At 36.6% G+C, this 17516-nt stretch carries 17 protein-coding genes and 1 pseudogene; 14 read left to right on the forward strand and 4 right to left on the reverse strand.

Annotated elements, in window-relative coordinates:
• Positions 1 to 272 precede the first annotated feature (272 nt).
• From lplA to AC1PU0_RS02445, 4 genes and pseudogenes are all read left to right on the forward strand, one after another.
• Positions 273 to 1284: pseudogene (gene lplA / locus AC1PU0_RS02430) on the forward strand (lipoate--protein ligase).
• 15 nt (positions 1285 to 1299) lie between these two features.
• A complete protein-coding gene (locus AC1PU0_RS02435) occupies positions 1300 to 2031 on the forward strand; it encodes a methionine ABC transporter ATP-binding protein (protein ID WP_069654004.1) in 732 nt (243 codons plus the stop codon).
• Complete coding sequence (locus AC1PU0_RS02440; protein WP_083241759.1) at positions 2028 to 2702, forward strand: methionine ABC transporter permease; 675 nt, start codon at positions 2028 to 2030, stop codon at positions 2700 to 2702. Before AC1PU0_RS02435 ends, AC1PU0_RS02440 begins: the two co-directional genes overlap by 4 nt.
• Positions 2703 to 2719: 17 nt before the next feature.
• Positions 2720 to 3541, forward strand: coding sequence for a MetQ/NlpA family ABC transporter substrate-binding protein (locus tag AC1PU0_RS02445; RefSeq protein ID WP_206848485.1), 822 nt, complete (start codon positions 2720 to 2722; stop codon positions 3539 to 3541).
• Positions 3542 to 3654: 113 nt separating this feature from the next.
• Here AC1PU0_RS02445 and AC1PU0_RS02450 read toward each other — a convergent pair whose 3' ends face one another.
• Positions 3655 to 3837: a hypothetical protein gene (locus AC1PU0_RS02450; RefSeq protein ID WP_206848486.1), complete on the reverse strand. Its 183-nt coding sequence runs from the start codon at positions 3835 to 3837 to the stop codon at positions 3655 to 3657.
• 25 nt (positions 3838 to 3862) lie between these two features.
• Entirely contained in the window at positions 3863 to 5059 is a 1197-nt protein-coding gene (locus AC1PU0_RS02455; RefSeq protein ID WP_069654001.1) for an MFS transporter, read from the reverse strand.
• Between the two features lie 252 nt (positions 5060 to 5311).
• Here AC1PU0_RS02455 and AC1PU0_RS02460 point away from each other — a divergent pair, with 252 nt between their 5' ends.
• From AC1PU0_RS02460 to relB, 5 genes are all read left to right on the forward strand, one after another.
• Positions 5312 to 5968 (forward strand): Crp/Fnr family transcriptional regulator, encoded by a 657-nt coding sequence (locus AC1PU0_RS02460; RefSeq protein WP_069639381.1) that lies wholly within the window; start codon positions 5312 to 5314, stop codon positions 5966 to 5968.
• Positions 5969 to 6138: 170 nt separating this feature from the next.
• On the forward strand, positions 6139 to 7077 hold the full coding sequence (locus AC1PU0_RS02465) for a helix-turn-helix transcriptional regulator (protein ID WP_206848488.1): 939 nt from the start codon (positions 6139 to 6141) through the stop codon (positions 7075 to 7077).
• Positions 7078 to 7685: 608 nt separating this feature from the next.
• Positions 7686 to 8306, forward strand: a complete 621-nt coding sequence (locus tag AC1PU0_RS02470) for a type 1 glutamine amidotransferase family protein (RefSeq protein ID WP_206848489.1) — start codon at positions 7686 to 7688, stop codon at positions 8304 to 8306.
• Positions 8299 to 8709, forward strand: coding sequence for a DUF3224 domain-containing protein (locus AC1PU0_RS02475; protein WP_206848491.1), 411 nt, complete (start codon positions 8299 to 8301; stop codon positions 8707 to 8709). The genes AC1PU0_RS02470 and AC1PU0_RS02475 overlap by 8 nt, the downstream gene beginning before the upstream one ends.
• 112 nt (positions 8710 to 8821) lie before the next feature.
• Positions 8822 to 9040 carry a type II toxin-antitoxin system RelB family antitoxin gene (gene relB, locus AC1PU0_RS02480; protein WP_010761590.1) on the forward strand — a complete coding sequence of 73 codons (219 nt, stop codon included), beginning with the start codon at positions 8822 to 8824 and terminating at the stop codon, positions 9038 to 9040.
• A gap of 210 nt (positions 9041 to 9250) precedes the next feature.
• Here relB and AC1PU0_RS02485 read toward each other — a convergent pair whose 3' ends face one another.
• Positions 9251 to 9385, reverse strand: coding sequence for a hypothetical protein (locus AC1PU0_RS02485; protein ID WP_479998658.1), 135 nt, complete (start codon positions 9383 to 9385; stop codon positions 9251 to 9253).
• Positions 9386 to 9487: 102 nt separating this feature from the next.
• Positions 9488 to 9760, reverse strand: a complete 273-nt coding sequence (locus AC1PU0_RS02490) for a hypothetical protein (RefSeq protein ID WP_206848494.1) — start codon at positions 9758 to 9760, stop codon at positions 9488 to 9490.
• 831 nt (positions 9761 to 10591) lie between these two features.
• On the opposite strand from AC1PU0_RS02490, the gene AC1PU0_RS02495 reads away from it, so the two are divergent.
• The 5 genes from AC1PU0_RS02495 to cas7c all read left to right on the forward strand — a co-directional run bounded on the left by AC1PU0_RS02495 (position 10592) and on the right by cas7c (position 17515).
• Entirely contained in the window at positions 10592 to 10690 is a 99-nt protein-coding gene (locus tag AC1PU0_RS02495) for a type I toxin-antitoxin system Fst family toxin (RefSeq protein WP_206848569.1), read from the forward strand.
• 956 nt (positions 10691 to 11646) lie between these two features.
• Entirely contained in the window at positions 11647 to 13977 is a 2331-nt protein-coding gene (cas3, locus tag AC1PU0_RS02500) for a CRISPR-associated helicase Cas3' (RefSeq protein WP_479998801.1), read from the forward strand.
• A gap of 17 nt (positions 13978 to 13994) precedes the next feature.
• Complete coding sequence (cas5c, locus tag AC1PU0_RS02505) at positions 13995 to 14726, forward strand: type I-C CRISPR-associated protein Cas5c (RefSeq protein ID WP_206848498.1); 732 nt, start codon at positions 13995 to 13997, stop codon at positions 14724 to 14726.
• Positions 14726 to 16648: a type I-C CRISPR-associated protein Cas8c/Csd1 gene (cas8c, locus tag AC1PU0_RS02510; protein ID WP_206848500.1), complete on the forward strand. Its 1923-nt coding sequence runs from the start codon at positions 14726 to 14728 to the stop codon at positions 16646 to 16648. Before cas5c ends, cas8c begins: the two co-directional genes overlap by 1 nt.
• A gap of 3 nt (positions 16649 to 16651) precedes the next feature.
• A complete protein-coding gene (gene cas7c / locus AC1PU0_RS02515; protein ID WP_206848502.1) occupies positions 16652 to 17515 on the forward strand; it encodes a type I-C CRISPR-associated protein Cas7/Csd2 in 864 nt (287 codons plus the stop codon).
• The last annotated feature ends 1 nt before the right edge of the window (position 17516 follow it).

The raw sequence follows: 17516 nt of genomic DNA on the forward strand, positions 1-17516 counted from the left end.
TCAGATCATTGGAGCGGTTTTTTATTTTACTTAGCTCTATGAATTCTAAAGTTCTCAGAGTTCTTGTGTACTAAAATCTGTCGTAAACGGAAATTTCTGTTATATAAAATATCTATTTTCCTCATAATATAGAGCTTTTTTGAGCAAATATGTGTAATATTATAATTAGGAATGATAGACTGAATCTGTTGTTGGAATAATCAGAAAGTTTTTATTTCTTCTATTGAAAGCACTTTTATAAAAAAGCGAAAAAATAAGAAAAGAGGAATAGAATGTATTATGTAATGATGCCCTCTCACGATATTCGCCGAAACTTAGCGACAGAACAATATCTACTGAACCAATCAACGTTTGACGAGCCACTTGTTTTGTTTTATATTCAAAAACCTTGTGTCATTGTTGGACGCAATCAGAATGTGCGAGCGGAAGTTGATTTGGCTTATGCAAAAGAACATCAAATCACAATTACCAGAAGGTTATCTGGCGGAGGTGCGGTGTATGATGATTTGGGGAATCTGAGTTTTAGCTTTGTTGTGAATGCAGATCATGAATCTTTTGGGAACTTTAAAGTAGTCACACAACCAATCATTGATGCCTTACATGAAATGGGCGCAACGGGGGCCGAAGTCAGTGGTAGAAATGATTTGTTGATTGATGGGAAAAAATTCTCTGGAAATGCTATGTATACGAAAAAAAAAAATATATTCTCACGGTACATTGATGTTGGATGTTGACTTAGACGAAGTTAGCCGGGTATTGACTGTTTCCGAAAAAAAGCTAGCATCAAAAGGGACAAAATCTGTCAGAAGCCGAGTAACTAATCTCAAACCATATCTGGCGAAAGAATATCAAGGGATTTCTACAGAAGCGTTTCGAGATCGATTATTGCTGCATTTATTTAACGCGAAAACGATGGAATCAATCAAGTCACAAGAGTATCAACTAACACAAGAAGATGAGCAAGCTATCGACCAATTGGTGTTAGACATTTATGGAAATGATGATTGGGTATTTGGTGAGGAACCGAAGTATACAATAAAAAGAGAAGAAAAGTTCACAGGTGGACTAATGGAAGCCAATATTTCTGTGGAAAAAGGACGTATCTCAGCAATTGCGATTTATGGTGATTATTTTAGCCAAAAAGATACGAAAGAAATAGCCGATTTATTGATTGGCTGTAGGTATGATCGAGAAGCACTGGAACATGTCTTAGCTGAAATCACTGTAGACGATTATTTTAGTAATATTTCGAAAGCAGAATTTATTCAGTTATTGGTCGATTAAGTTGGAGGGAATAACATGATTCGTTTTGAACAAGTATCAAAGAGCTATAGCCACAAGAAAGTGACTGTCAAAGCATTAGATAATGTTGATTTGCAAATAAACGACCATGAATTATTTGGTGTGATCGGTGAAAGTGGTTCTGGGAAATCAACGCTATTGCGTATGATCAATACCCTAGAACGGCCAAGTCAAGGCACAGTCAAAGTTGCGGGAGTAGATTTGATGCAGTTGAGCGAAGCAGAACAGCGTCAAAATCGAAAACAAATCGGCATGATTTTCCAGCAATTCAATTTACTTTACAATCAAACGGTGAATGAAAATATAGGACTTCCTTTACGTTTAAATAAAACCTATGATCAAAAGCGGGTGCAGGAAGTGCTGGATTTTGTACGTCTGTCAGAGAAGGGAGAACAGTATCCCAGACAGCTTAGCGGTGGTGAGAAGCAACGTGTGGGGATTGCGCGAGCGTTGATTACACAACCTAAAATCTTACTCTGTGATGAACCAACTTCCGCGTTAGACGGCCAAAATGCCTATGACATCATGGAATTATTACGAAAAATCAATCAAACGTTTGGGACAACGATGGTCATTGTTAGCCATGAGTTAACATTGATCAAGCAATTATGTAATCGAACGGCGATTTTGGAAAAAGGCAAAGTGCTAGAAACTCTAGCGATTCAAAAAGAGCAACAACAGCTGCAATTTGGCACATATTATGAAAGAGTTCGGGAGAGTTTGGGATGATGACAGCATATATAGATAAAATTAGTTACTACCTTCCAGAACTTACAAAAGCTCTTTCTGAAAGTGGCATCATGATTTTAATTTCAATCGTCGCTGCGGTAGCTCTGGGATTACCACTTGGAACCTTTGTGTATTTAACGAAAATATTACCGAGTAAGTCCAGTCAGTGGATAGGGATTTTATTGAATGGCTATATTAATATTGTTCGCTCATTCCCTTTTTTATTGTTTGTAGTGGCACTGATTCCCTTTACTCGCTTTGTACTAGGAACGGCATTTGGGACGTATGCAGCAGCGTTACCATTAAGTTTTGTAGCAGTTGCAATATATGCCAGACTTGTGGAACAAGTGCTTTTAGAAATGCCAAACGATAGTTTAGAACTAGCACGTTCTTTAGGCAGTACCAAGGTTCAATTGATTTTTCGATTTTTATATGTGGAGGCACGCTCTGGATTAGTTCTGGCGTTGACATCAGTAATTATTAGTATGGTTTCTTATTCGACTGTAATGGGTGTGATCGGTGGTGGCGGAATTGGCGATTTTGCCTTGCGTTATGGCTATCAACGTTATGAATATGCCGTCATGTATACGGCAATTGTCTTGATGATCGTTTTTGTCAGTGTGATTCAAATCAGCGGTAGCTGGTTAGCTAAAAAAATAAACAAAAAATAATAGATTGGAGCAAAATCATGAAAAAGAAAGTATGGATCAGTATGTTAGTGTTGGCTGGAGTGGTAATTGTCGGGTGCGGAGGTCAGAAAAAAGAAGCAAATACAGAGAAAAAAGAAGATAAAGTGATCAAAGTTGCTTCACATATTCCCTCAACCATTGAAGTAGTTGAGTTAGCTGCAAAAGAAGTTGAACCTGGCTACAAAGTAGAATTAGTGCAAGTAAATGATAATATTCAATACAACGAATTATTGAATGCCAAAGAAATCGACGCGAACTTTGCGCAACATGAACCGTTTATGCAAAAATTCAATGAGGAAAAAGACGGTAATTTAGTTGTCGTACAAAAAATATACAATGCTAAAGTTGGGTTTTATTCTAAGGAGTATAAAGACATCAAAGAGCTTCCAGAAGGAGCAAAAATCGCCTTGCCAAGTGATGTTTCAAATGAAGGTCGGGCTTTGGCAATCCTAGATGATGCTGGTCTGATCACATTAAAAGATGGCGTTGGCTTTAATGGAACAATCAAAGATATTGTTGAAAATCCGAAAAAATTGGAATGGGTTTCTGTTGATTTATTAAATCTAGCTGAAGCGTATAACGAAAATAATATTGCAATGGTCTACAATTATCCAACCTATATTGCGAAAATTGGGTTGACACCAAAAGATGCTATTTTATTAGAGAAGAAAGTAGATGATCGTTTTGCAATCAGCTTGGTTGCCAGAGAAGACAACAAAGATTCAGATAAAATCAAAGCGCTGAAAAAAGCGATGACGAGCGATAAAGTTCGAGAATTACTGGAAACAAAATACAGTGAAACATTAACACCTGCATTTTAAAAAATCAGCGTCGCCAACAGGTTAACCCTGATAAGCGACGCTGATTTTTATTTTTTATGATAATGCAACAAAGCTAAGTAGTAGAGTCAATGAGCGTTTGATCTTCTCTGATTTTAACCCATGATGTTATTATTTTCTGTAGCCATTTGAATCGCTTGTGCGTAATGATCCATAGCTAGTTGGTGCATAGTGATCGATGTAAGATCTTTTTCGATATGACCTATCCGAGTATTCAATTCATCAATTTTTACTAAAGTTTGCTGTAACACTTCTAGCATACGTTCATCTGTATTCATACTATCGCTCCTTTTATTGTTCGTTTCATTTACTTTCGTAAGTGGGTGCTTTTGACTGGTAAAATAAAGCATAGAGAACTGTACAAACCACAGGGATCAACCCTGCAACGAAGTACAACCCTTGGAAGGAAAGTAGACTTCGTAATTCGCCTAAAACGTACGGTCCAACACCTAAACCAAGGTCTAAACCAATGAAGTAAGTAGACAATGCAATGCCTATTCGATGACTATTAGGACTGGCTTTTAAACAAATCGCTTGGCCATTTGACATAAACGTACCATATCCCAAACCAATCAATCCACCTGAAACAAGCAACATCCAACCACTTGTGGTCACGCTCAATAAGAGTAATCCTGCCGTTAGAAAAATAAAACTAGGGTACATGACCGCATTTTCACCACGCGCATCAAAGATTCTGCCAGACATTGGACGAGTCGCTGTGATCACCAACGCATAGACCACAAAGAAAAAAGAACTAGCACTGACTAAATCGATCACTTTGGCATAAGAGGAAAGAAATGAAAGGACGCTGGAATAAGAAAGTCCCATCAAAAAGGCAATAAACGAAATAAATAGCACTTTTTTTTCAATAAAACTATCAACTGTCCAACGAGATAAACTAGCTTTGTGAGCAGCACTTAATTGAATATTTTTTACAGGGAAGATAAAACAGGCAATCGTTGTCAAGAAAATCAGCACGATCGAAAACAGAATAATAAAATAAAAACTCGTTGTATTTAATAAAATCATCCCAATAAATGGACCAATCGCTGCAGCTAAACTAGTGCTTAATCCATAATAATTGATTCCTTCACCATGTTTTGATTTAGGAATATAGGCCGTCACGATCGCATTTGTCGCTGTCGACACCGTTCCATAGCCAAAGCCATTAAGTAAACGAACAAAATAAAGAATCCCGATACTTGGAATATAGAGATAAGCAATCGTTGTGATGAGATAAAACAAAGCACCATATCGCAAGACCGCTTTTCTACCAAGCAGTTCCAACATTTTTCCCATAAATAGCCGTGCAAATAAGGTACCGATAATATAGATCCCTGAGGCAAGACCTGCTTGACCTAGTGAAGCATGAAGCGTATCTTGCGCAATCACTGCGATGATCACCATCAATAAGTAATAAACGAGATAGACCACAAAATTGATCAACGTGATGCTGATAAACCCTTTATTGAATAATTTTTCTTCTGAATGTTCCGTCATTGTTGCACGTTCCTTCTTTCTTGTTAGGATAAGCTTAAATTGCAAATTACAATTCTTTTCTGAAAGCTAGTTGTATAGATACTATACGAAAAAAGCCATTAAAAAAAATGCGGATTTGTTTTAAAAAAAAGTTATTAACAAAAAAGCACAACAAAAGTCATATACATTTGTTGTTGCTTTTCGATGTGTTATCATCTTAAATAAGAATAGCTTTTACAGGAAATATTCATATAAATGGTGAGGAGTTACTAAATGGACAGCCACGTGTTGCAAGAATACTTAGACGATCATTCGTTTCCAGTCGTAGTGAAGAAAAAGAGAACGTACCTTACTTATGAAGGGTTACAAGACCGTTATGCTTATATTTTAAAAAGCGGCATTATCAAAACTAGCGTTATTTCGCCAGATGGACGAGAATTCAATCTTAGATATATCAATAGCTTGGAAATCGTCTCGCTTTTAAGGGATGAATATTCTCAGTTTATCGATGCGCCGTTTAACATCCGAATCGAGTCAGAGCAGGCAGAGTTGTATCAGATCGATCGTGTTCAGTTTTGGAAGGATATCAATCAAAGCAAAGAACTGCAGATGTATGTGAAAGATTATTATCGTGTGCGTTTGATGTATTCAATGAAGAAGATGCAGCAGATGTTGATGAATGGGAAATTTGGTGCGGTTTGCACTCAGATTTATGAGTTGTACGATACGTTTGGTGTGCAAATAGATGACGGATTATTGATTGATTTTGTGGTGACAAATGAAGAGATTGCTCATTTTTGTGGCATCACTTCTGCTAGTAGCGTCAATCGAATGATGCAGCAGTTGAAGGATTTAGGAGCAATTAAGATTCAGGAACGGAAGATTGTGATTACAGATCTGGAGATTTTGAAGGATAATATTATTTTGTAGAGTCACGTAGAGAAATTCTGATTTTGGACTGTTTGCTTACTGGATTAAATTGTGTGATAATCCGTTACGAAGTATAATGATAATAGAAAAATCAAGAAAGAAGGAATCGATGAGCATTTAGCAAATGGATTCCTTTTTTATCTGTATAGATACAGTGAAAAGGAGAAATTATGAAAATAGATCGCTTGCTCAGCTTGGTAAATTTATTGACGGAAAATGACCGAATGACCGCCAAAGGGTTGTCAGAACGGCTGGAAGTATCTAAACGCACCATTTATCGTGATATCGAAACATTGAATTTAGCTGGAATTCCAGTTATTTCTTACTCAGGCATTCATGGCGGTTACGGCATTGTTGAAGGATATAAAATCAGCAAAAATGTTTTCTCAACTGAGGATATTTCGACGATTATGACAGGACTTTCAGCGATTCAAAGTATTTCAACATCCTCTGAAATTAGTCCTTTACTGGCAAAAATTGCCCCGAATACGAAGGTACAACAGCCGCAAAGTGATTTGCTGATCGATTTATCTTCCTGGTATAAACCAAATGAAGGAAACAATAAATTGGATGATTTACGACAAGCGATAGCAACGCAGCAAATCATTGTGATTCAATACCATTCTAAGAAAGGCTATTCTGAAAGGGAAATAGAGCCTTATAAACTTATTTTTAAAGCTTCACATTGGTATCTGTATGGTTTTTGTTTAAAAAGAAAGGCGTTTCGTTTATTTAAACTGACAAGGATTCAAACATACGCGCTGTTAGGCGAGATATTTGAATCTAGAGCACTAGACCCTGTAGAGCTAACCATAGAGTCTGAAAATGATTATTTAGAAGCGATGGTATCACCAGAAGTGCAGCAAATTGTCTTAACCTATGAGCAAAAAGATAAATTATATTTGATCGATAAACTAGGGGCAGAATTTTTTCAGGAACATGAAAAAGATTTAACTACTGGAACGATTGTATTTCCACTGATAAATCATAAAAAATCGGTCGATTTCATTTTACGTTTACAGGATAAGGTACGAGTTATTGAACCGCCGAGCATAGTAGAGGCAGTCAAAGCGAAAATCGAAGAAATGTATTTTCTTTACAAAAGCTGACAACCAGTTGTCACACTTCTGTTGTATGATGAACTCCAACAGGTATCTAGCTTATCCTTTTTCCATCAAATCTGGAAGTTGTTACCGTTATCTAGCTATGCGGTCTAGCTCCTCAGGAAAAAGATAAAAATAGTTTGTGGTAAAGAGCACCACAATCGATTTTTCCTATTTTCCAGTCGGAGCTGAACGAGCCCGCTTCGCTTTTAATGTTATCTAGCTATGCGGTCTAGCTCCTCGGGGAAAAGATAAAAATAGTTTGTGGTAAAAAGCACCACAATTGATTTTTCCTATTTTCCAGTCGGAGCTGAACGAGCTCGCTTCGCTTTTGCTTTGAAACATGCCAAGAAATACAACGAAGTTATGAGTTGATATTGATTGGTACAAGGTGACTGAAAGGAACGTTGCTTCCTCCTCTTATTAAGATGTTGAAAAGTACAAGGTGTAGCATAGCGGAACGTTGTTACCGTAAGTTATCTAGCTACGCGGGCTAACTCTTCGGGAAAAAGATAAAATCTAAATGAGGCAAAAAGCACCTCAGTTAGATTTTCCTATTTTCCTGTCAGAGTTAAACGAGCCCGCTTCGCTTTTAAATTAAGGAGGAATAAATCATGACAGAAGTGTTTTTTGTATTATTAGAAGATTATGCAGATTGGGAAGCAGCATCGATTGCAGCAGCCCTGAATCAGCAAGAGGGGTTCACGGTTAAAACTGTTTCAAATGAAAAACAAGCGATTCATTCAATGGGCGGTTTTTCGACATTACCAGATTATACGCTTGCCGAAGCGTGTCAAAAAGAGTTTGCTGCGTTGATTTTAATTGGTGGAAAGTCTTGGCGAACGGATAAAGCAAAAGAAGTCGATGCTTTAGTAGCCAAAGCGGAACAACAAGGTGCTGTGATTGCAGCGATTTGTGATGCGACTGTCTATCTGGGAAGTCTAGGGTTACTAAATGATCACAAGCATACAAGTAACCAATTACAAGACATACAAGATTACGCTGGCGCGCGTTATACTGGTGGGAATCACTATTTAGAAGTTCAAGCAATAAGAGCAAACAACCTGATTACAGCCAATGGGACTGGGCATTTAGAGTTTGCAAGAGAAATTTTGTTGGCACTTCAAGTAATGCCTGAAAAAGAAGTGGAACAATGGTATAACTTTTACAAGTTAGGTTACTATGAAGCGATCAAACAAGAACTAAGAACTGCTGGTGAGGATCATGTTGGCTAAAAGTACCTTTGAGCTTGTTTCATGGGAGGAAGAATTATTGGCAGATATCCCGACTGAACAACCAGTGGCGAAAGCTTCTGCTTGGTATAAAGCCTTACAAGAAATTACAGGCAGTTTCAAAGCAGATTATTTGTTGCATTACTCGCAGTACAATCAAGAAAACCCTCATCTATCAGAAGCGACCTATTTAGGGTATCTGTTCTTTGAAGAGGTGCTAAAAGGCCGCAAAGGCACGTTTGTCTTAGAAGAACGAGGGACTTTTGAAAAGGGACTTCCGCACAATGAATTAGTGATAAAAGAGAACACTGGAACGGAAGAACTTTCAGGAATTCAAGGTACGGGCAAGTATTTTTTAGATGGAGACAACTTGGTTATTGAGATTGATTATGGGATTGAGAAGTAAGGTGTTTGTTAGTAGCGGAACAATCCAAAATGTAGTTTTAGTACAATTGAAAAATGTATGTAAATGTATTACGATAATCAGTAAGACGAATGTTTGAAGAGGAGGTAACTGAATGAATACAGTGTCATTTAGATTATCTAACGATGAAAAAGATTTTATGCAAAGGCTGGCTAACTCTAAAGAGATATCCTTATCTGAACTTGCTAAGACAACAATTTTGGAAAGCCTAGAAAATCAGATTGATTTAGAAACATACAATAATCTGATGAAAAAGCATCAAATAAATGACGAAAGTATTTCTCATGCTGAAATGATGCAGGAGCTTATTTAATGATAAGTGGACAGGTTGTTTATCGTGATAGGACAAGATAATAACAATTTTTATCACAGTGATTTTGCATAGGAAAACTGTTTATCAGTAATAGTAGCGAAAGGCTTAGAAAATAGTATTCATTTCTAGGTCTTCCGCTTTTATACGAAAACTACTTGAAAGCAAGCGCCTATTAAAATTTTTAATGAATTGTTTCGCGAGAAAGACGTTCTATTTTGGAATAAATGAAATAATCCCTTCTTTATTTTTATAGTAGTAGAATTCTTGATTTTCTTTTATACCTAATTTTTTTGGAAAGATAATAACAATTCGCTCTCTTTGTTTTGTTGCTTTTAGTAAATCCAACATAATCCCTCCCATTTTTAATGTGACTTAAAATAGTCCAATCATATTTTTGTTCCTTACACTATCTAAATACGCAAAAGATCATTCCTTTCATTTTTTTAATCAACTATTTTGATTTTGTGTAATAATAGCCAATTGTTTTTGCGACTCTGCTATCAATAACTCAAATTCTTTATTAAATGTTTCAAACAATTTGGCACTAGCGTAATACTGTTTAACGACCTGTCTTTTATTGATTGGTGTTGTTGGATTGGTAAAATATTTTTCAAGAACTTCCAATGGTTCTTTCCAAGATTCTAAACGTTCGAGTGAATCTCGAAGATTTAGAATCTCTTGATACGGGACAGTTTTAATGCAGATGACGGAATTTTTCATGGTAATTCTCCTTTTCTTATTAGTATGTAGAGCAAAAGAAAAAGTGAAAGCTGTCCGTCTCTATGGTTGAATTATGCCAGTATGTAGGGAACTTCTTTGTGTAACCAGAGAAAAATTCAAAAAGTGTCTAGAAATTCTTACAAGAATTAGGTACAATAAAGAAGCTAGTGCTACGGTACTGGCAAATGGGCAACTTGGATAGAGAGGTACTGCTTTCTATTCAGGGCTTCATTGAACGGTTGGCGCCGAACAATGGAGTGCCTTTTTTCTTTTTCTCAAAATGTGTAGGATAGAAATAAAAAAAGACGATCCACAGGTGACCTGTAATCGTCTACAAATAGGCAAGATAAAGAAACTATAAAATGTGTCGTCACTATAGAAGTGTACAACAAAAATAGATCCATCCTTACGCTATTGGCAAAGTTGTTTTACAGATACTGCTGTTTAAACAAGGCTTCTGGTTTGGTTGGCGCCAGACCACGAAGAGCCAATTTATTTATTTTTAATGTTAGTTATTTCTATCCTATGTTTGTTATTATACAGAAAGAGTGGCTTGTTCACAATGAATTTTTTTGAGGGGAGGGATTAAATAACACGAAAAACATGTCCCTTATATATAAGAAAAAATAACAAAACTTTTTTTGAGTTGGCTGACTATTTCTGCAGAGCGTAAAATAGAGTATATAATCAAATGAGTCCAAAAAATAGGACAAGTTTGACAAAATCAGAATTATTTATAAGGAAAAAGTAGCGAGGGATAAAAAGTTTGATAAGCTGAAAATGGTCGCTTTCTCTTTTGCGATGGCGATACGTATCGCAGAAAGGAGGTGCATGACCATTCTTCTGTTATTTACAACGATCATTGGTCCGATTATTGTCGGAGTGGTCTTAGGGCTATTCAAACATTGGCTTGATAATCGACAAGGCTAGAAAGCGACGAAAAGCCAAAATAAACCCCATCACTCTCCGAAAGTGATGGGGTCTTTGGTGTATGACCATTCTTCTTTTATACGTATAAGATACATGAGAAAAAGAGTGTAGTCAAGTTTATTTTTCTATGAACGTATTTAGTATGAAGACATTAGTTCTGACCACTCATCGGGCTCATAAAATTCACCTTCGTAACCTTCAGAAAAAGGATCGTTAGTTAGTGATTCTTTAGTTAATTCGTTTTTATTTTCAGTATGAGTAGAAAAATCTGTGGGAATAGAGTTGTTTTGTAATTTTTTGTCTACGAATAATATATTTGTCACTCCTATTCTGTATAATTTACTAGATTTATATTAGCGTTGCTAGATTTTATAATGATATCAGCCCAGATTTTATGTTCTGGGTCGCCGATAGTTGGAGAAAATAGATATAGAATTTTTTCAATCCACACATAAAAATGTGACATGTTAAAATTATTGTACCATATTTTTTGGCGTTTGAAAAAACAATTTAAAAGAAAAGCTAATTTGACAAAAAGTTTAGTTTTGAAATAATATATATTATTTTAAAATAGATATTGAATTGAAAGGGAAAATGAATGAATAATAAAGAATCATTTGAAAAGTTGTTGTTTGTTATTATTGCAGCACTTCTTACAGTTATGGTAAATAAACTTTGGAAACGTAAAATTGAATTCTCTAATTTGTTTATACTAGCATTAGTAATTTTATTAGTCGTCTACTTTTTTCTCTATCAATCAAAAAAATAATGCAACTATTTAAATTTTTAGATAGTTCTTTTTTTTATAAATGATATAATGTATTTAAGACATTTAGGAACTAATTAAGGAGAATAAGTATGTATATAGCCCATGTGAGAAAGTCAGATGGAGAAGAGAGCTCTTAAAGGATCATCTAGCAGAATGCGCCGAACTAAGCGCTGATTGGGGCGGAAAAATAGGACTAAGAAAAACTAGCTATTTGGCTGGTTTGCTTCACGATCTAGGGAAGTATTCAAATGAATTCCAAGTGTATTTAAAAAAATCAGTGGCTGATCCGAAAAGTGTGACACGAGGCAGTGTTGATCATTCAACAGCTGGCGGTAAGCTTTTGTTTGATTATTGCCACAAAAATAGTCGTGATTCATTTTCATATATTCTTGCTGAATTAGTAGGTAATGCAATTATTTCTCATCATAGTAGCCGAGGTCTGCAAGACTTTTTTCCCCCAGAAGGAGAAGCGACTTCTGATTATCTCAGACGAGTAGATGAAATAGAGGTTGTTGAGTATGAACTAATCAAAGGTCGTTTTTTCCAAGAAGTGATGTCAGAAGAACAGTTTCAGAAATTACTGTTGGAAGCAACAAAAGAATTGAGAGGGTTTTATCAAACTGACGGAAAGAACCGAGTCAAACAAAACGATACCTTTTTCCTTTTGAAATTCATTTATAGTTGCCTTTTGGATGCGGACCGAACGAATACGATGTTATTTGAAGAAAATAAAACATTTAAACAGCATGAAAATGACGTATTACTTCAATCCTATAGCCAAAGTTTAGAAGAATATATTTCAACATTTACTGCTGACACGCCAATCAATCAACTTCGTAGTCAAATGTCGGAACAGTGCAAAGCGTTCTCTGAAAGAAAAACAGGGATTTACACCCTTTCGATTCCAACGGGAGGCGGAAAGACGTTAGCTAGTTTACGTTTTGCGTTGAATCACGCTATCAAATATGGAAAAGAACGCATTATTTATGTCGTGCCCTTCACAACCATTATAGAGCAAAATGCTGCAACCGTTCGAGAAATTTTAAAAGACGAGATAAATATATTAGAACATCATTCTAACGTTTTTACGGATCAGGAAGAAACGAAAGAAAGACAAACAGAGGAGTCAGAAGCAGAAAAAGAAGCGTTAGAGCAGAAACAAGCATTAATGAAAGATAACTGGGAAAGTCCAGTAATCTTTACCACAATGGTGCAGTTTCTAAATACGATATACAGTCGAGGAACCCGAAATCCACGTCGTTTTCATAATTTAACAAATGCAGTGATTATTTTTGATGAAGCACAAGGTGTTCCAACAAACTGCACTCATTTATTCAATGAAAGCTTGAACTTCTTAAAAAATTATGGCACAACGACAAGTGTTTTATGTACAGCAACTCAGCCATCTTTGGAAAATGTCGGTAGAGCATTAGCCAAAGAATCCGATGACGAAATGGTCTCTAACTTATCAGAAGTAGAATCAAAGTTTAAACGAGTAGAGGTTGTTGATCGGACAATGGATGAACCATGGACGCTTGAAGAGCTAGCAGAGTTTAGCCAAGAAATTTTAGCTGAAAAAGAAAACGTGTTGATTATTTTAAATACAAAAAAAGCTGTTCGAAGTCTCTATCAATATTTGGGGAATACGCAATTAGAGAATATTGAATTGTATCATTTGAGCACCTCAATGTGTGCCAAGCATCGAAAAAATTTATTGAATGAATTACGTGAAAAGCTAAAAGATGGCGATACAAAACTCATCTGTATCACAACCCAATTAATTGAAGCCGGTGTGGATATCAGTTTCCAATCCGTTATTCGTTCAGTAGCAGGTTTAGATTCAATTGCTCAAGCAGCAGGACGTTGTAATCGACATGGTGAAACCAAGCCGCAACCAGTTTACTTAATCAATCTTTCAGCAGACCTTGAAAATCTGACTCATTTACCAGAAATTAAACAAGGCCAAGAAATTACGCTAGATATTCTTAAAGAAAGCAGTGAACTAGAACAAAAGGAATTACTTTCTCATGATGTTCAGAAACGATACTTTGATCAATATTACGCTCGTTTTAAAAATGAACTAAATTATCCAGTAAAAAAGACATCCCTCAATCTATTTAGTCTATTAGGTGAAGGGGCTAATGCTCTAGAGCACTACAAACGAACACATGGCTCTGCTCCTCTATTGGCTTTTAGAAGTAGTCCTAAAACAGTAGGGAAATATTTTCAGGTCATTGATAGCCCAACAACATCAGTACTTGTTCCGTATAAAAAAGGCAACGATCTAATCGCTGATTTAAACGGAGAGTTGAGCCCAGAAGAGTATGCCCCTACTTTAAAAAAAGCGCAACAATATATGGTCAATGTGTTTCAGCACGAACTGATGGAACTTCAAAAAACGGGTAGTATTTATCCACTTCTAAATGGAGATGTTTTAGCTCTGACGAGCAATGCATACGATTTGAAATTTGGAATCGATTTAGAAGCAGAAGCTGCGAGTGGTTATTTAGAATTTTAAAAAAGGAGGAAGCATAAATGAAATATAAAAATCAAATTTCTTTTAGAGTAGAAGGTGAGTATGCTCTTTTTACGGATCCTTTGACAAAAATGGGTGGAGAAAAGATGACCTATCAAGTTCCTACCTATCAAGCCTTAAAAGGAATTACCGAAAGTATCTACTGGAAACCATCAATTGTTTATTACATTGATGAAGTTCGCATAATGAAATCCATTCAAATGGAATCTAAAGGCATGCGCCCAATGAAATACAATGACAGCAGTGCCAGTGATTTAGCGTATTATACGTATTTGAAAAAACCTGTTTATGAAGTGAAAGTCCATTTTGAGTTTAATCAACATCGTCCTGATTTAAAAGGCGATTGGAATGAAGACAAACATTATCAAATATTAAAACGTTCAATCAAAGCTGGCGGGAGAAGGGATATTTTTCTAGGTACGCGAGAATGTCAGGGATATGTGGAACCTGTTGAGTTTGGTGTGGAAAAAGGGGACTATGATGCGTATGATGGTGAGCTACATTTTGGCACAATGGTGCATGGGTTATCCTATCCAGATGAAACAGGGAGAGACGAACTAGCTGTTCGTTTGTGGCACCCGATTATGGAAAAAGGGATTATTCAGTTTCCTCGCCCAGAAGCCTGTACCTTAGTTCGACCGCTTAGAACGATGCAAGCTAAACCATTTGAACTTTCAGAAATAGAACCCGTTGATCAGTTATTTGAATCCTTGGAACAGGAGGTTGAATGATGAGTTGGTTGAATGATTTATATGAAACGTACAGAGAAAATGCCGACCAAGTAGGAAAAGTCCAACGAACTTCGTCTGGAAAAGAAATTGTACTTTTACCCATTGCACATGCGTATCAAAATGCTCAAATCGAAGTAACGATAACGCCAGAAGGTGAATTTTATTCAGCAAGCGTCGTTCCAAAAGAAGACGCTCAAACAATGATACCTGTAACGATCGAATCTGCTGGAAGGGCTGGTTCAACATCTGCACCACACTTGATCCATGACAATTTAGTTTATGTTGCTGGTGATTTTGAACACTATGGTGGTGTTTACAAAAAGAATAAAGCTGGAAAAAATTCTTATCAGATGTATTTAGAAAACTTGCAGGCATGGTGTGAATCAGCTTATTCTCAGCCAGTCGTTAAAAGTGTTTTAAGTTATTTAAAAAAAGGCAAACTAATTGAAGATTTAGTACAAGCAAAGGTAATGGTGGAGAAAAATCATCAACTTATTCCCAAGTGGTCAAAGGAACTAGAAGCAGAATTTGGTGAGAAACCAGCATTATTTAGTGTAGTAGTTGGAGAACAAGCGACCTCTTTTGTTCGATTTGCTGTTCAAGAACAAGGAACAGGAAAACGACCACTTTGGGGCGATTCAGAAATCATTGACTCCTTTGTCGCTTATTATACAAACGAACTGACGAACGAGGGGCTAGATTATGTGACGGGCGAAATGTTACCTCTGACAGAAAATCACCCTTCAAAGGTACGTTATGGTGGTGATATGGCGAAAATAATTTCTGGCAATGATTCGGTGAATTTCACCTATAAAGGTCGTTTTACAGATAAAAATCAAGTGGCTTCGATCAGTTATGAAGTCTCTCAAAAAGGCCATAACGCCTTAAAATGGCTGATTGGCAAACAAGCGTTTAGTTTAGACGGACGAGTCTTTTTAACCTGGGGGAAAAAAGAAACGAATGTTCCTAATCCAGAAGAATCCAGTGCTGATTTTCTTAATTTTGATGCTATTTTTGCAAAGGATGAAGAAGCAGAAGTTTTACTAAACCCAGATACAACCCATCAACAATTTTCTGAGTTATTTAAAAAAGCCTTGAATGGTTATAGCGTGAAGCTTGCGTATCATGAACCAATTTACATCATGATTCTAGATGCAGCTACTCCAGGCAGAATGGGGATTCTGTACTATCGTTCGATTGAAAAGGAACAATACTTTGCTCGAATTGAAGACTGGCATCAAACTTGTTTCTGGCGACATACTTACGGCAGTAAAAATAAGCAGCGTTATACTTTTTGGGGAGCGCCATCTTTGAGGGATATCGCCGAAGCAGCCTACGGTTCACGAGCGAGTGATACGCTGATAAAAAATACAATTCATGAACTATTTCCTTGTGTTGTAGATGGAAAAAGGATTCCAATAAATCTAGTTCGAAATCTCCTACAAAGAGCGTCAAATCCTGTAAGCATGGAAAAATGGGAATGGGAAAAAACATTAAGTATTGCCTGTGCAGTAATGAAAAAACACTTTAATTTTAAAAAGGAGGAAAAAAATGTGGCTCTAGATAAAAATCAGAAAGATAGAAGTTACTTATTTGGAAGAATGTTGGCAGTTGCTGATGTGTTGGAAGAACGTGCCTTATATAAAGCAGGTATTAATAGAAGTACAAATGCGATTCGCTATATGAATGCTTTTAGTAATCATCCGTTAAAAACGTGGAGGATCATTCAAGAAAATTTGATTCCGTATCAAGCAAGGTTAAGAGGAAAAGGAAGTTATTATCAAAAATTATTAGATGAAATTGGTGATTCTTTTGAGTTTGAAGACTATACAGATAAAGCTTTAGACGGGAAATATTTATTAGGTTATTATAGCCAACGAGCAGATTTGAAGAAAAAAACAGAAGAGAAAACGGAGGAATAAATCATGACAGTTTTAACACACAAAATCGACTTTAAAGTAATCACATCAGTGACAAATGCTAATCCAAATGGTGATCCACTAAACGGAAACCGACCACGCCAAAATTTTGAAGGCTATGGCGAGATTTCGGATGTAGCGATCAAACGTAAAATACGCAACCGTCTACAAGATATGGGTGAAAGAATTTTTGTCCAGTCTGATGATCGAGCAGATGATGGACTAAAAAGCTTGAAAGATCGTGTCGATTCAATTGAAGAATTAAACAAAATCGCTGCTGATAAAAAGAAAGCCGATGTGAACCGATTTAGTGAAGTAGCTTGTGAAACGTGGATCGATACCCGTAGTTTTGGACAGGTATTTGCATTTAAAGGATTGGAACTTTCTGTAGGTGTTCGTGGTCCAGTTTCGATACAAACTGCAGTCAGCCTTGAACCAATCGACATTAATACAATGCAAATCACGAAAAGTGTCAATTCAGTCAGTGAAGGCGGCGGAAAAAGCTCTGACACCATGGGGACCAAACACTTTGTAGATTTTGGCGTCTATGTTTTCAACGGCAGTATCAACGTCCAACTAGCAGAAAAAACAGGTTTTACCGAGGCAGATGCAGAAAAAATCAAAGAAGCCCTAACCACTCTTTTCGAAAACGATGCATCATCCGCTCGTCCAGATGGCAGTATGGCAGTCGAAAAGGTTTATTGGTGGGAACATCCGAGCAAAATGGGCAAAGCATCATCCGCGAAAGTCCATCGCTCTGTAAAAATCGAAAAAATTCCTGAAGTCGACCGCGCAAAATCATTTGATGATTACAAAGTAACCGTGGAACCACTAGAAGGAATCGAGCTAACAGTCATCGAAGGGCTATAAC

The sequence above is a fragment of the Enterococcus sp. XAF26B05_ASV22 genome, assembly GCF_056727285.1.